Here is a 16,159-nt window from a genome sequence, read left to right as displayed (position 1 = left end):
TCATGAAAATAAAATTATATGTTATTGTAATAACCGCATGTTATTGTTTTAAAGCACATGCGCAAGACCCCATTTTTAGTCAGTATTTCATGGTGCCTGAAACTATAAACCCTGCATTTTCAGGTTTTGAACAAGCTACCTATTTTGGAGTTTTACACCGTACACAATGGCCTTATTTAGACTTACAAGTAGACACTAATTATGCCTTTTTTAACACGTGGTTAGAAACTGCTAGTAATGGCATTGGTGTTGGTGCTAGTGTTTTAAATCAGCGAGAAAGCAGCACTAGTTACAACCATTTTCAGTTTAATGCTAACTTTACCTATATTATTGGTTTAAATAACGATTGGTTTTTTAGGCCTGCCATTGAAATTGGTTACGGCATGAAATCGTTTAACTTCAGAAATTTATTGTTATCAGATCAAATTAATATAAATGCTGGTACTGTAAACACAAATTCTAGTGATCCGTTTGCTGCTAATGCCAATGATAATATTGGATTTGTAGATTTTACTGCTGGTTTTGTGTTCGATAAAAAAAACAGAAGTAATGATACCGATTTATGGCTTGGTGCCGCCGTAAAACACTTAAATAGACCCAATATTTCGTTTTTAAACAATGGTAATGTTCCATTAGATATTCTGTACACTATACACGCCAATTATAAGTTTCCGTATTTTGATTATAATGACATGATACTTTCTGCAAATTATATGCAACAAGGCGAGTTTAACAGGTTTGATTTAGCCGCCACAGCCAAACTAAACAAACTATTTTTAGGCGCTATGGCTGTTACAAATCCAGCTAAAAATAGTGGTAACAGTCATTTACTAACATCAATAAATGCATTGGTTGGTGTAGAATTTGAACGTTTACGCTTTGGTTTTTCCTATGATTTTAACACATCAAATATTGGAAGAACCGATGGTGTTTACGAACTTTCTATAACCTACTTAGCAGCTTGTTTAGTTTGTAGAAATCCTGCAAATAACGAACGTAGAAAATAATTATTCTGCTTTTAATGCTTTAAGTAAAGTAGTTGCAAAACTTTTAAAACGCCAATTATGATGTTTAGTAGCTTGTTTTAAGTTTTCTTTACAATGGCTTGCACAAGCTTGAATTTCACTTAAATATTGAAAGGCATTTTGCCTAACTTCAAAACCATATTTGGCACTTGTATAAGCTGTTAATTCTTCAAAATATTGTTTTTTATATTCGGTTTCAAAACCATCAGTAATTAAGGCTAATGTTAACCAAAGCGTTCTTATATTTTTATTTTGAAAGCCAATTATTCCCTTTGTTGCTTTTAAATATTTTGATTGATTTTCAGGAAAATTTCGCCATAAATTAAACAACGCAGTTTCAATAGTTACATATGATTTATCACTTAAAAGCGACTCATAATCTTCTTTTAATTCTAAAGGAATTTCTATTAAATTTTGAGCAATGGCTTGCCTTACTTTTATAGAATTTTTAAATGTATTTTTAGTTATTAGCTGTGGGTTTTCTGTAATTATTTTCACTTTTACCTCATCTGAACTATTAGTATTTAACAACTGTTTACATTTCAAATCATTAGTTTCACAGTCAACTTCTAAATAATTGCTTATCAATGTTGATGTTTTTAAAAGTTGTATAGCATCATCAAAATTAAAAACCTCACACTTTAACCAAGTTTCAACAAATCCCTTTAAGTTTTGCTTGCTTACTTTTTCTACTTCACTTATAAAATCATTAGTTTCAACATTTTTATATTGATGTTTTTGCAAATAGTTTTTAACAGCTTTTTTAAAAGCGGCATCTCCTATTTTATTTCTTAGTGCATGCAACACCCATGCGCCTCTTTTGTAAAATGTTGTGCTACTTGCCTTAGGGTTTAAAACCGCTGTACCTGCTTTTGCTTTATCTTGTTGTTGTAATTCTTTTGCGTACTTATATAGTTGCCAATAATAGTAATTTTCTCCAAACACTTCTTTTTCTGCTAATAAGGCGTAATATGTTGCAAAACCTTCTTGTAACCAATGGTGCGTACCATTGGTTTCTGTTACCAAATTACCAAACCATTGGTGTGCCAACTCATGGGCATTTACATTTACATAATTTTTATCTGTAAATGCAATAGAATCTGTTACAAAACTATCAACAAAAATAGTTGCGCTTGTGTTTTCCATACCGGCATATAAAAAGTCTTTTACTGGTATTTGCTTGTAATTTTGCCAAGGGTATGGTACTTCAATGTCTTCTTCTAAAAAATCGAATATTTGTTTCGTGTAGCGATAGGTTGGTTCAACTTTTAGGGAGTCTTCTGGGTAGTAATACATTTCTAAAGGAATGCCGCTTTTAGAATATTCTACCTTTTTATCATATTTACCAATAACCAGAGCTACCAAATAGCTAGACATGGGTTTTTGCATACTATAGTGCCATGCGGTTGTAGATTGGTTTATATGCTTGTTTATTACATTACCGTTGGCTATAACTGCATAATTTTTATTAAAAGTAACAGCTAAGTTAAACGCTATTTTATCATTCATATCATCAATACTTGGTAACCAATTGCTTGTATATTTCCCTTGTCCTTGAGTCCAAATTTGAGGTTCATTATCTCTTTCAACAAAGTATAATGCTTTTTTTGGAGTAGCATTATAATTAAACGTTACAGTGTATTGTTTCCCTTTTTTAAATGTATGATGAAGTATGAGTTTACTTTTAGAATTTACGATATTTAAAAATTGTTGCTTATTATTTTTAAACAAGCTAACATTTTTAAACTGCATGTTTTGTGCATCTAAATAAACCGAATCTGTTTTTTTTAATATACTAAAAGTATAAGCCACCTTGCCTATTACTTCATTTTTAGCAACATTAAAACTAATATTTGCTTTACAAGTTTTAAAATCAACACTATCAGTTTGTTGGCCAAAACAGACTACTGTTAAAAAAAACAGAAATAATATGAATATATGTTTCATACAGTGAATATAGCAAACTTTAGTCCAAAATACCATTTGTAATTCGTTTCAAAAGAATTAATTTAGTTCTATGAATACCGCTTTTTTACAAACACCCATAGATTACCTTAAAGGCGTTGGCCCCAACAGAGCCGATTTGTTGCGTAAAGAGCTAGGTATTCATACATTTCAAGATTTACTCAACCTATTCCCTAACCGTTACATAGACCGAACGCGGTATTACAAAATAAACCAAATTAAGCAAAGTAATGCCGAAATACAAGTGGTTGGCGTTATTAAAAGCTTTAAAGAGGTGGCACAAAAACGTGGCAAGCGTTTAGTGGCAACATTTCAAGATGAAACTGGCACTATGGAACTGGTTTGGTTTAGAGGTCATAAATGGATAAAAGACAGCTTAAAATTAAATATCCCTTATGTTATTTTTGGTAAAACCAATTGGTTTAACGGCAAATTTAGCATGCCACACCCCGATATTGAAACTACTGAAGAGCACAAAAAAGGACTTAACGCGGGTATACAACCTATTTATCCTTCAACCGAAAAACTTACAAATAAAGGCATTAGTAATAGGGTTGTTAGTAAAATTGTGCAGCAATTATTTTTAGAAACAAAAGGACGTTTTACCGAGACACTTTCTTCTGAACTCATTTCAGAATTACACCTTTTAAATAAAAGTGAAGCGCTTTTAAATATTCATTTTCCAAAAAGCCAAGAATTATTAGCAAAAGCACAATTACGCTTAAAATTTGAAGAATTATTTTTTATTCAGCTACAACTAATAATTAAAAACCTTATTCATAAAACAAAAATTAAAGGGTTTACTTTTGATAAAGTTGGCACCTATTTTAACACCTTTTTCAACAACCATTTGCCTTTTGAATTAACCAATGCTCAAAAGCGAGTTTTAAAAGAAATAAGAGCCGACTTAGGAAGCAATGCCCAAATGAACAGACTGTTACAAGGTGATGTTGGTTCCGGTAAAACCATTGTGGCTTTTATGTGTATGCTTATGGCTTTAGATAATGGTTTTCAAGCCTGCTTAATGGCGCCTACTGAAATTTTGTCAGTTCAACACTACAACGGATTATTAGAATGGTGTAATAAACTGAATATCAATATAAAAATATTAACAGGCTCAACTAAAACTTCAAATAGAAAAACAATACACCAAGCGCTTGAAAGCGGTAATTTGCAAATATTAGTAGGCACTCATGCCTTACTTGAAGACAAAGTGAAATTTAAAAATTTAGGACTTGCTATTATTGATGAGCAACACCGTTTTGGAGTAGCACAAAGAAAAAAACTTTGGGATAAAGGCACCTCAAATCCGCCCCATATTTTGGTAATGACCGCTACACCAATTCCGCGAACTTTAGCAATGTCTGTTTACGGTGATTTAGATATTTCTGTTATTGATGAATTACCTCCGGGGAGACAAGCCATTAAAACCGTACACAGGTTTGATAAAAACCGCCTTAATGTTTTTAAGTTTATTAAAGACGAAATAAAAAAAGGTCGCCAAATTTACGTGGTATATCCGTTAATTCAAGAAAGTGAAAAAATGGATTATAAAGATTTAATGGATGGCTATGAAAGCATTTCGAGAGATTTTCCTATGCCAGATTACCAAATTTCTATTGTTCACGGTAAAATGAAACCCGCCGATAAAGATTATGAAATGCAACGCTTTGCCAAAGGCGAAACACAAATTATGGTTGCTACAACTGTAATTGAAGTAGGCGTTAATGTGCCTAATGCTTCGGTAATGATTATAGAAAGCGCCGAACGTTTTGGCTTATCACAACTACACCAATTACGTGGTCGTGTTGGTAGAGGTGCAGAACAAAGCTACTGCATACTTATGACAGGGCATAAATTATCTGACGACAGTAAAACTAGATTAGACACCATGGTTAAAACTAATGACGGTTTTGAAATTGCCGAAGTTGACTTAAAACTAAGAGGTCCTGGTGATGTTATGGGAACCCAACAAAGCGGTGTTTTAAACCTAAGAATTGCCGATATTGTAAAAGATAAAGATGTATTGCAACATGCACGCTACTACGCTAAAAAAGTACTTAAAGAAGATCCCTCATTATCACATCCAAGTAATATTAATATTTTAAATACTTACAAAGCATTATCTAAATACAAAAACATTTGGAATTACATAAGCTAAAAAACCCAACTGTTTCCAATTGGGTTTTTCACTTAACTGTTCGATGTTTGATTAATGTTTGCTTTGGATAATTAATTAATTTCCACAAGTGCAAAGTACACACAAAATCAACAAGTTAACGTTATAACTGTGTTAAAAAACAACACCGCATTGTTAATTAACAGTAATTAACCTAAACAAAACCACACAAACCTTTAAACATAATGCTTAAATTTGCAGCCTTATTTAGCATTTAAGAATGATAAACATTCACAAAAAAACATTAGAAGATTTAGAGTTTTACACGGTTTTACAACAAGTAAGCACACACTGTATTACGCCACTTGGTACAGCACGTGTTCTAAAATCAAATCCGCTAAAAACCAAAGAAGCTGTTCTATTCTCATTAGCATTAACCAATGAGTATGTATCTTCATTTTATAATGACAACCGGATACCAAACCATGGTTTTGAAGATATAAACAAAGAGTTAAAGTTACTAAACATAGAAAACACATACTTAGAGGTTTACAGTTTTAAAAAAATAGCATCACTATCTGCAACTACCAATGACATTGTACTGTTTTTAGAAAAGTTTAAAGAGTACTATTTACAACTAAATAATTTAAGTTCACGCATTGAAGTTACCAAAATAATTATTGAAAAAACCGAAAGTGTTATTGATAAATTTGGTGAAATTAAAAACAATGCATCACCATTACTTTATAATTTAAGGCAATCTATAAACATTATAAAAGGGAAAATAAACCAAAGTTTTACATCGGCTTTAAACCAATACAGTAGTCAGGATTATTTAGATGATATTAGAGAAACCGTAATAGAAAACAAGCGCGTTTTAGCCGTAAAAGCCATGTACAGGCGCAAAGTACGTGGTTCTATAATGGGCAGCAGTAAAACCGGTAGTATCGTTTATATTGAACCCGAAACAACTTTACAACATACCCGAGAACTTAATAATTTAGAATACGAAGAGCAAGAAGAAGTTATAAGAATTTTAAAAGAACTTACTAACTTTATTAGGCCATTTGCAAACCATTTAAAAGACTCTCAATCGTTTTTAGTAACCATGGATGTAATTGCAGCTAAAGCTAAATATGCGCGCTCTATGAATGCTATTTTACCTGAAATAACCGAAGAACGCCACCTATTTTTACGTGACGCCTACCACCCGCTGCTATATTTAAATAATTTAGCAAAAAATGAAGAAACCTTTCCGCAAACTATTGAACTAAAACAAGATAGTAGAATTATTGTTATTTCTGGGCCAAATGCTGGCGGAAAAAGTATTACATTAAAAACCATTGGTTTACTGCAAGTTATGCTGCAAAGTGGTATATTAATTCCGGTGCATGAGCGCAGTAGGGTTTGTATTTTTGATAGGGTTTTAAGTGATATTGGCGATAACCAATCTATAGAAAATCACTTAAGCACCTACAGTTACAGGCTAAAACAAATGAATTACTTTTTAAGAAAGTGTAATAAAAACACGCTTTTTTTAATTGATGAATTTGGTACAGGTAGTGACCCAGAGCTTGGTGGCGCTTTAGCCGAAACGTTTTTAGAAGAGTTTTACCACCGTGAAGCCTTTGGTATTATAACCACCCACTACTCTAACCTAAAAATATTAGCTACCGAATTGCCTTTTATGGAAAACGCTAATATGCTGTTTAATGAGCGCACATTAGAGCCCATGTTTAAACTAGTAATTGGGCAAGCTGGTAGTAGTTTTACGTTTGAAGTTGCCCAGAAAAACGGTATACCGTACAGTTTAATTAACCGTGCTAAAAAGAAAATTGAACGCAGTAAAGTGCGTTTTGATGCTACTATTGCTAAACTACAAAAAGAACGCTCTAAGCTTGAAAAAACAGGGCAATCACTTAAACAAAATGAAAAGAAAAAAGGTGAAGAAGCTGATAAGTTAGAAGAGATTAATGCCAAAATACAGAAAAAGCTTGAAAGCTACCAAGAACTATACGATAGCAACCAACGCTTAATTTATTTAGGACAAAAAGTTGATGATTTAGCCGAAAAATATTTTAACAACAAACAAAAGCGAGATTTAATGAACGAGCTTTTTAAGTTGGTACAAATTGAAAACTCGAAACGTAAGCGCATATCGGTTAAACAAAAAAAGGCAGAAAAAGCCAAAGAAAAACAGGTAAAGCAGGAGGTTGAAAAAAAGGTAAACGTTATAAGAAAAAAGAAAAAGGTTGAAAAAGAACTAAAAGCCAAACAACCACCTAAACCAAAACCTATTTTGAAACTTGGAGACCGCGTTAGAATGGAAGATGGCAGAGCTATTGGTACTATTGACAAAATTGAAAAAAACAAAGCTGTTGTTAACTACGGTATTTTTACTACCAATGTGAGTTTAGAACAATTGGAATTGGTTGAAGCTGTGAAAAAATAAAGTATTAGGCATTGGCTGGCAGTAATTTTTTTTGTGTGTTTAACTGTTATTGCTGGTAGTTGTGTTAGGGATTGAGGTATTTGTTGGAGCTCCTCGACGCAGGAGAGAGCGACTACCGAAAGCCCGACCCGACCTAAGAAGGGTAACACCATAAAAAATTATAGTTTAAAAGTTTTAAGGAATTAATTAACAGCCAACACCAAGTTGTTGAATCTACAACTTTAAGGTGCCGACTGCTTTTAATAAATATATTAGTAAACTCGCCACGCATAAAAGTAGGTACGCATATCAATATCTTTATCTTCTGTTAGAAGTAATCTAACATAATCGTCTTTGTCGCTGCCATCATTATCATCATCTTTACCATTTTGCACATCTTTTAGTAAAATTTTCATTTCTGTTTTTCCTAAATAGTCATCGCCTCCAATGGCATCATCCTCGGTAAACTCTGCAGAAAGTAATATATAATCGTTCTCTAAATCTGGCATATACAATTCAATTTCTTGAGTTTTATCTATTGGTATAGGCCAAAACTTACCTTCCTCGGGTATAATGTAATTATTTCTAGTACGTGTGTAAGACTCTGACGCCATAACATTGTTATTTTGAAAAACTTGTGCTTTCATATTACCGTGTAAACGTATACTGCCACCGTTATTTTTTACCAAGTTTATACCGTAAAGCTGAATACCAAATTTATGATATGCTTCATAACATGTTCTAATATTATATTCACTAGATAACACCACATTTGCAACCGGAAAGCCTTTTCTAATATAACGCAATGTATAACCCAAAGGTGCGCCAGGAGAATTTGCTGAATACTCGCCACCTTCAGTAATATAACTGTATACACCTTGCGGACCGCTTACAACCTGTGCCGCATCACCAGATGAACCTCCAATTACTAGCGCTTTTACGGTAGAGCTGTTCCAAAATGCTTGGTGCTCTCCATTACCACCAGCAGATCCACCTTTAAATGCCGCATTAAAGGCTGCTTGGGTATCGGTAAATTTTGAGTTGGTTTCTACAGTATAAATTAACATTCGTCCGTATTTTACAGAAGATACTATTACAGGGCTTGTACTGTTTAAATTAGGTGCTGAAGCGAAAAGTTTTCCAGGGTTTTCACTGTCTTCTATGGTTAAATCTATGGTATAATATACTTGCAAATATTTAATAACGTATTTATATTTTTTTTCTGAACTATTGAAATTGAAAGACCCCGAAATACTATTTTTTCCTTTAGAATAACTAGCGCCTAATGCAACCCCTAAGTGCTCTTCTGAATATACTTCTTCTGTAGTAAAATTTACTTTTGCTGATGCTGACCCCGTTACACCTTGTTGCAGCATATTTTTTACACCTGTTCTTACAGTGTTTACATTAGGGTTTTCTATATACGCTGATGGTTTTCCGTTTAAATTTTCTAAAGAAACCGATAAAGTTATGGGAGCTCTATTTCCTGTTATACCAATATATTCTCCTGTTGGAATCGATTCTCCTTTTAGCATAGCGCCAGGGTAAATAACATCGCTTGTAGGGTCTAGTAAAATCATTTCACTAAAACCGGGTGATAACTTGTATTTGTTTACTACGCACTCGTTTTTTTGGCCTTCGCGCTCTTTACTTACTTCTTCAACAAATTTTTGGTTGGCGTCTTCGTCTGGTTGTTCAAAATTACTTAGACTTGCTAGAAGATTATTTACTTCTAAAAGTGCTTCGCCCGATACTTGATTGTTTGGGTTTGTTTCTACACTTTCTGAACTGCATGCGTTGCATGAAAGTATAATGGTTGTTAATACCAATAAAATTGGCTTGATTGTTAATAGCTGTGTTTTCATGATTTCTAATTTTTGTGATTCAACAGTTCAAACTTATACACCAATGGAAGTGAAAACTAATTTTTAGCATGGACAAACCATGGACAGCATTACCAAAAACAGCTAAAAACACACATGGACAAAGCTGTAACATACAATTTTTAAAATCACCACAAAAAACTGATTATCAGTAAACTAATTTTTAAAACAATTATAAAACCCAAACCAAAGACATAGACTTATTGTGGACAAGACTATTTTTAAGAAAACTTCTTATATAGAAAACAAAAGGTTTATTAACTATCTTAGTTGTGTAATTAACCATCCTAATAATGAAAAAGTTAACCACTTTATTTCTTCTTTTATTTAGCGTTTCTTTCTGTTTTTCACAATATGATGCTACACCAAAACAAATTGACAGCCTTATAAATATTTTAAACAACACACCAGAAACCACAGAAAGAACACCCATTTTAACAAATTTATGGAGAGCCCATATAAATAGAAATAGCGGTAAAGCATTTGCATATGCACAACAACTTGTAGATTTAGGCAAAAAACTAAACGATGTGCCTACCACCTATACTGGTTACCAAAGAATGGCTATTGCATATTCTTATACAGACGACTTAGAAAATTCTAATAAATATTACAGAAAAGGCCTAAAATTAAGTATTGAACATGAAGAACATAGTTGCATTGCTGTAATGCACTTAAATTTATCACTAAACCATGCTATTATTAACCAACACGACAGCACTTTATATCATGCAAGTAAGGCTGAAAAACACTTTCTTATAGCTCACGATACTACAGGTTATGCTGGAGCACTTGAAAAGAAAGCTATTGTTTATAATGATTTAGGACAGTTTAAATTGGCGTTAGAAAACAACTTAAAAGCCATGAGGATTTATGAACAATATTCAGATGATAGAGCCATAAGAAGTACCATTAGTGCTATAAATTCTATTGGTTATAACTACTTAAAAATGAAGGACACTTCAATGGCAATTAATTACTATGAAAAAGCACTCAACAAATACAAAGAAAGAGATGATAAGCTTGGGGTTATTTTTGGACTCACACAATTAGGTGTTCTTAATCTTAGAAACAAAGAACATTACAATACATCTAAAACAATGCTATTAGAAGCCAAAGATCTTGCTATTGAAATGAAAAGCCCAGGTAGACTATCTATGGTTTATTATGGTTTAGGTCTCTATCATAAAAAAGGAAAAACATATAAAGAAGCGAACAAATACTTTAACAAATCTTTAAAAATATCTGACTCTCTTCAAGAAACAGCTAGAGTTACCGATAATCAAATTCAAATGGCTGAAATTGCTTTTGTAGAAAGTAACTACAACAAAAGCATTAGTCTTTCAGAAAAAGCTTTAAAGCTTGCAAAACATAAAGACTTATTAGAAACACAGCTAAACACTTACAATTTACTTTATAAAAATTATGAAAAATTAAACCAAACCAATCAAGCCTTTTTCTATCATAAGCTCTTTAAAAAAATAAGCGATAGCATTTACAATATTGAAAACGGACAAAAATTATCTGAACTACAAACCATTTATGAAACCGAAAAAAAAGAAGCTGAAATTGCTTTTCAACAAAAAGAAATAGAAACTCTAAACCAAAAAGTTGAAATTAGCAATCTTAAAAAAGGGCTTTACGCCGGTGGTATGTTTACATTTCTTGCAGTTTCTGGTTTGTTATATTTCGGGTTTAAACAACGTATAAAGAAAAATAAAATTGAGCGTGAAAAACAAGAAGTAATCTACAAACAGGAGATTGCTTTTAAAAAGAAAGAACTTGCTTCACAAACGCTACATTTGGTTCAAAAAAACACCTTTATACAAGAGTTAAAAGAGAATTTAGAGAAGATAAAAAAATCTCCAGAACTTTTTAAAGTTGAATTCCGCCGTTTGGTTATGCTACTTAAAAAAGAAAGTGCTGAAGATAAAGACTGGGAAATATTTAAAAGCTACTTTTCTGAGGTACATAACAACTTTGATAACAAATTAAAAACCATTTATGCCGAAATTACCGAAAAAGAAATTAGGTTAGCATCCTTTTTACGTATGAACCTGTCTACAAAAGAGATTGCCTCAATGCTTAATGTATTACCCGAAAGTGTTTTAAAAAGTAAATACCGACTGAAAAAGAAACTAAAACTAGATAAAGAAACCGATTTAAACACCTTTTTAAATACCCTTTAAAAGCCGTATTTTTGTAATGTGAAAACCCCAATACCACATAACAAACAACTTATTTTATTTGATGGCGTTTGCAACCTTTGCAACAATGCTGTGCAGTATGTTATAAAACATGATAAAAACAACCGCTTTTTATTTGCGCCCTTACAAAGCAATATAGGGCAACAACTTATTAAAGCATATAACATTAACACAAAAAAAATAGATTCTATATTATTGTACACACCAAACAAAGGCATTACACACAAAAGTACCGCTGCCTTAGGCATTGCCAAACATTTAGGCTTACCAACAAACCTTTTAGTATTGTTTTTAATTGTGCCTGCTTTTATACGCAATTGGGTGTATGGTTTTATTGCTAAAAACCGCTATAAATGGTTTGGTAAAAAAGATGCTTGCATGTTACCAACTCCTGAGTTAGAAAGCAAGTTTTTACTGTAGCTACAAGTTGTTTTACCTATTCTTTATCTATATAAATTACATGTAAATTATATTAACCTGTGAACCATTTATCAATTACAGCCTTAATTTCAGATTTGGCATTATCTAAAATCAAATTTAATTGATCTCTATTTTGGTCTATTCCAAAAGCTGAAACCTGTTCAGAAGTCATGCCTATAAAATCAAAATTTTGTTTTAAGGTAGAAGAAGCAAATTCTTTAATATTTCCTGATTTACTATAATCAAATCCGCTCACCATTATAGATAAAGCTTTTTTATTATTGCAAAGACCAATGAAACCCGTTTCAGGATTAAAAGAAAATGTTTTATCACTTACAACAATAGCATCTATCCATGCTTTAACAGTTGCTGGCATAGTAAAATTATAAATAGGGAATGCTAATACAATATTATCGGCTTCTACAACATCATTAATAAGTTTTTGATGGTTGGATAGTGTTTTAATTTCATCTTCGGTAAAGTCTCTCTTTCCTAAATTCCAAGCCATTATTAAATTCAAATTTTCTTCTAGCAGCAAATCTGGTGGATTTTCTACTAAATTAAGTTGTTTAATTTCTGTTTTCCCTTTAGCAAGTTTCACAAATTCATCAAATAAAATTTTCGTGTATGAACCTTTTCTTGGGGCATAATTAATTGCTAATGTTTTTGTCATAAATTATATTTTTTACAAATATAGATCTAGCCTATTAATAATTTTAATTATTTTTGTTTATGTATTTATAACAATTGTTATGATTAATTTAGAATGGCTAAGAACATTTAGCGCTATATATGAATGTATAAGCATCACAGAAGCCTCAAAAAAATTAAATATGACTCAGCCAGGTGTTAGTAAACACTTATCTGCATTAGAAAGCCATATTGGGAAAAAATTATTTGAAAGAACTACAAGAAAATTGTTAGCCACAGAATATGGAAAGTTTTTATATTCTCAAATTAGCAACCCTTTACAGGAGTTAAAAAAAGTAGAATATTATTCAAGTCAAAGAACAAAAAAGCAACGTTCTTCTATTACAATTGGTTGTACAACAGATGTATTTAAGAAAGAATTAATTCATAAAATTTACACTTTTGACATGTACATTGTTACCCAATTTGGTACAGAAAAAGATTTAATAGAAGCCCTTGAAGCCGAAGAAATTCAATTATTAGTTGGTATAAAAAAACATGAAACACACGATCATGAGTTCACTTATTTAAAGAATGAAACTTTAGAGTTAATATGCTCTAACAATATTAGCATTCCTGAAAACATCAAAAAAAACAATATTAAACTTATTAAATGGTTACAAAAGCAAACTTGGTTTACTTTTAATAACGAACAAAAAGATATTAAAAAATTTTGGGATTTTAGTTTTAATACTAGCCCTAAAATAGTACCAAGATATGTTTTACCATCTTATTTAGGTATAATTGACGCTTTAAAAAACAACAGCGGATGTGCCGTAGTACCTAGGAGCTTGTGTGAAGATGCGCTTCAGCAAAAAACAGTTAAAACACCCTTTAAATCTTCTAATAAAATAGGGCAAAAACTATTTTATTCTTACAAGCATAAGAATTCCAACTTGAAAGAAATTAATCTTTTTATTGAGAAAATGCACCAAAAAAGCAACAAATCTAGTTAATAGTTAACTCATTCTATAAATGTAACAAATATAAAATTACTGTAAATAATGCATGTAAGTAATAATTAAAGAATACTTTTTATTTTTATGGCATAATGTTAATTATTCTAATGTTTTAATAAATAAAGTTGTTAACTAATCAAAAATAGCATGGAAGAAATCAAAAAATTTATTGATAAAATTCACCCAATGAGTGATACTGACTGGGCTTTTTTTTCTTCTAAACTACATAAAACCACATTAAAAAAGCACACAACTTTAATAAAAACTGGTGCTATTGAAAACTATCTATCGTTTATTTCTGAAGGCACGGTAAGACTTTATATTCCGAAAGAAGAAACCGACTTAACTTTTGGATTTGTATTTGAAAACGAATTTGTAACGGCTTATGATTCTTTTATTACCCAAACACCCTCATTATATGAAATAGAAACATTAACAGATACCATTTTGTGGCAAATAACCTTTAAAAACCTGCAAGACGTTTATAACAAAACTAAAAGTGGCAATATAATTGGACGAGTTATGGCTGAAAACATGTTTTTAATAAAAGCAAAAAGAGAAATGGCACTATTAAGTAAAACAGCCGAAGCGCGCTATTTAGACCTGTTTTTAGAACGCCCTAATTTATTAAAACAAATTCCACTTAAATTTATTGCATCTTATATTGGCGTTACTCCACAAGCCCTAAGCAGAATACGGAAACGCATTACTTAACTTAGGTTCATTGTCTAATTTAAAACCGAATTGCAACTTTGTAATTTATTAAATATAGACAATATGAAACCATTATTAGTGCTTTTAGTAAGCTTTGTAATTGCAATTTTCATAGTGAAATTTGCAAAAAAAACATATGATATAATTTTAGCTGCAAGAGTAGCAATGGCTGTTATGCTTTGCTTTACGGCACTTGGACATTTTTTATTTACTAAAGGAATGACAATGATGATACCTCAATTTATGCCGTTTAAAACGTTTCTTGTTTACCTTACCGGTATATTAGAAGTCATTTTAGCTATTGGTTTGCTTATTCCAAAATTTAAAGTACTCAGCGGATGGCTTTTAATTGTTTTTTTACTATTAATGCTACCTGCTAATGTTTATGCTTCAATTCACAGTATTAATTATCAAAAAGGCACCTTTAACGGCCATGGCATTTCTTATTTATGGTTTAGAATTCCGTTGCAATGTTTCTTTATTGCCTGGGTTTATTTTAGCACCTTAAGAACAGTATGACAAAAAACACCTTTATTTTAAAAAGTTACTTTAAACTTTCTAAAATAAAATCTATTGTTTTATTGGTGTTTTTATTTACCGCATAAGCATCTGTTATATGCTTTGGTGGTGTTGCTAAACCTTGTTTTATCAACGTTTGTATTTGGCTTGCATACTCTAAAGTTACTTTTCCTGTGAGCAACAAACCTAAATCTTTACCATCTTTATAGTAGTTGTAAACTTTTTTTAAGCCTGTTAAATACAAATAATCTTTGGTAAAACCTCCACCTCGATGTACTCTAAGAGTTATAAAAAAAGCCTTTTCACGGTTTAAATCGTATTGGTTGTGAAGTAATCTAAAGGTTTTTGAAAACGAATAGCCTTTTGCTAAACTATCAACAGCAATAACTCTATAGGCTAATTCTTTGAGCCGTTTTATAGTGAGATTATTACTCATATATTCTGAAAAAACAGCTAACCCCTCTTGGGTTTCTTCATTATTTGGAAACCCATGCGAAAATATTTTTAAAGCATGTTGCTGCGCATTCATGGTAGTTACCATATGCACACCAATTTCATGATTGGTTAGTACTGCAATTTCATTATCAGAATAGGTGTAATTACTATTTAAAACTAATGTTTGCACATTGTTTAATACCATTGCAATGGCCGATATTTTGTTGGAATGTGCAATTTTATAATCAAAATCATATCGTTTTGAATAGTCTCTAAAAAACGTTTCAGAGACTTGGGCGCTATACTTTGGTTCAAACATACCAACATCAGCAGGTTCTTCTTCAAAATGTAAAATAAATTTAGCGTTTTCAACATCTTGCTCTGTAGGTGTACCAAAACAACGTAAACAATCATAATAAAACTTTTTACCACTACCAATGTTTTCAATACACTGAATTAAACCTGAATATTGGTAAATAATATCTTCATATAATTTTCTAATAGCATTATTTTCAATAGCTTCTAAGTTATTCTCAAATAATTTCCTATGAAGTTTGTACCTGTCAAAATTTATGTTTGGGTATTTAAAAACAGGATCGGTTAAATATTTTGAAGCAAAAAAACGTTGTTTTTCTTCTTCAATATTAACAGGATTAACAAAGCTTAAAAGTTCTATTTGTTTTACTAATTTATCAATATTAGCATCAATTATTATAAGTGCTTTGTTATCTATATTACTATCTATATTCATGATGTTTTTTTGAAAATAATTTAAAGTGTTGCAAAGTTTAT

At 31.4% G+C, this 16,159-nt stretch carries 12 protein-coding genes; 8 read left to right on the top strand and 4 right to left on the bottom strand.

Annotated elements, in window-relative coordinates; all coding sequences use genetic code 11:
• Window positions 1-2: 2 nt before the first annotated feature.
• On the top strand, window positions 3-1,007 hold the full coding sequence (locus ACYX4H_RS12555) for a PorP/SprF family type IX secretion system membrane protein (RefSeq protein WP_476236630.1): 1,005 nt from the start codon (window positions 3-5) through the stop codon (window positions 1,005-1,007).
• Here the strand turns inward: ACYX4H_RS12555 and ACYX4H_RS12550 are convergent, their stop codons facing one another.
• Window positions 1,008-2,972, bottom strand: coding sequence for a M1 family metallopeptidase (locus tag ACYX4H_RS12550; RefSeq protein ID WP_476236629.1), 1,965 nt, complete (start codon window positions 2,970-2,972; stop codon window positions 1,008-1,010).
• Between the two features lie 70 nt (window positions 2,973-3,042).
• Between ACYX4H_RS12550 and recG the strand changes: the two genes are divergently transcribed.
• Both recG and ACYX4H_RS12540 read left to right on the top strand, forming a co-directional pair.
• The gene (gene recG / locus ACYX4H_RS12545; protein ID WP_476236628.1) at window positions 3,043-5,151 is read left to right on the top strand and encodes an ATP-dependent DNA helicase RecG; all 2,109 of its coding nucleotides are present in this window, start codon (window positions 3,043-3,045) and stop codon (window positions 5,149-5,151) included.
• Between the two features lie 238 nt (window positions 5,152-5,389).
• Entirely contained in the window at window positions 5,390-7,561 is a 2,172-nt protein-coding gene (locus ACYX4H_RS12540) for an endonuclease MutS2 (protein WP_476236627.1), read from the top strand.
• Window positions 7,562-7,812: 251 nt separating this feature from the next.
• Here the strand turns inward: ACYX4H_RS12540 and ACYX4H_RS12535 are convergent, their stop codons facing one another.
• Window positions 7,813-9,405: a thiol-activated cytolysin family protein gene (locus ACYX4H_RS12535; RefSeq protein ID WP_476236626.1), complete on the bottom strand. Its 1,593-nt coding sequence runs from the start codon at window positions 9,403-9,405 to the stop codon at window positions 7,813-7,815.
• 311 nt (window positions 9,406-9,716) lie between these two features.
• On the opposite strand from ACYX4H_RS12535, the gene ACYX4H_RS12530 reads away from it, so the two are divergent.
• Together ACYX4H_RS12530 and ACYX4H_RS12525 are read left to right on the top strand one after the other, a co-directional pair.
• Window positions 9,717-11,612, top strand: coding sequence for a tetratricopeptide repeat protein (locus ACYX4H_RS12530; RefSeq protein WP_476236625.1), 1,896 nt, complete (start codon window positions 9,717-9,719; stop codon window positions 11,610-11,612).
• Between the two features lie 18 nt (window positions 11,613-11,630).
• Window positions 11,631-12,050 (top strand): thiol-disulfide oxidoreductase DCC family protein, encoded by a 420-nt coding sequence (locus ACYX4H_RS12525; protein WP_476236624.1) that lies wholly within the window; start codon window positions 11,631-11,633, stop codon window positions 12,048-12,050.
• A gap of 52 nt (window positions 12,051-12,102) precedes the next feature.
• On the opposite strand, the gene ACYX4H_RS12520 is transcribed toward ACYX4H_RS12525, so the two are convergent.
• The gene (locus ACYX4H_RS12520) at window positions 12,103-12,723 is read right to left on the bottom strand and encodes an NAD(P)H-dependent oxidoreductase (RefSeq protein ID WP_476236623.1); all 621 of its coding nucleotides are present in this window, start codon (window positions 12,721-12,723) and stop codon (window positions 12,103-12,105) included.
• A gap of 79 nt (window positions 12,724-12,802) precedes the next feature.
• Between ACYX4H_RS12520 and ACYX4H_RS12515 the strand changes: the two genes are divergently transcribed.
• From ACYX4H_RS12515 to ACYX4H_RS12505, 3 genes are all read left to right on the top strand, one after another.
• Window positions 12,803-13,696 carry a LysR family transcriptional regulator gene (locus tag ACYX4H_RS12515; RefSeq protein WP_476236622.1) on the top strand — a complete coding sequence of 298 codons (894 nt, stop codon included), beginning with the start codon at window positions 12,803-12,805 and terminating at the stop codon, window positions 13,694-13,696.
• A gap of 150 nt (window positions 13,697-13,846) precedes the next feature.
• Window positions 13,847-14,413 carry a Crp/Fnr family transcriptional regulator gene (locus ACYX4H_RS12510; protein WP_476236621.1) on the top strand — a complete coding sequence of 189 codons (567 nt, stop codon included), beginning with the start codon at window positions 13,847-13,849 and terminating at the stop codon, window positions 14,411-14,413.
• A gap of 63 nt (window positions 14,414-14,476) precedes the next feature.
• On the top strand, window positions 14,477-14,932 hold the full coding sequence (locus ACYX4H_RS12505) for a DoxX family protein (RefSeq protein ID WP_476236620.1): 456 nt from the start codon (window positions 14,477-14,479) through the stop codon (window positions 14,930-14,932).
• Window positions 14,933-14,957: 25 nt separating this feature from the next.
• Here ACYX4H_RS12505 and ACYX4H_RS12500 read toward each other — a convergent pair whose 3' ends face one another.
• Window positions 14,958-16,118, bottom strand: coding sequence for a flavohemoglobin expression-modulating QEGLA motif protein (locus ACYX4H_RS12500; protein ID WP_476236619.1), 1,161 nt, complete (start codon window positions 16,116-16,118; stop codon window positions 14,958-14,960).
• Window positions 16,119-16,159 lie beyond the last annotated feature (41 nt).

The sequence above is a fragment of the Seonamhaeicola sp. ABD4_340 genome, assembly GCF_056312135.1.
The sequence above is the reverse complement of the archived record's forward strand: the minus strand, read 5'-3'. Positions and strand labels throughout refer to the sequence as shown.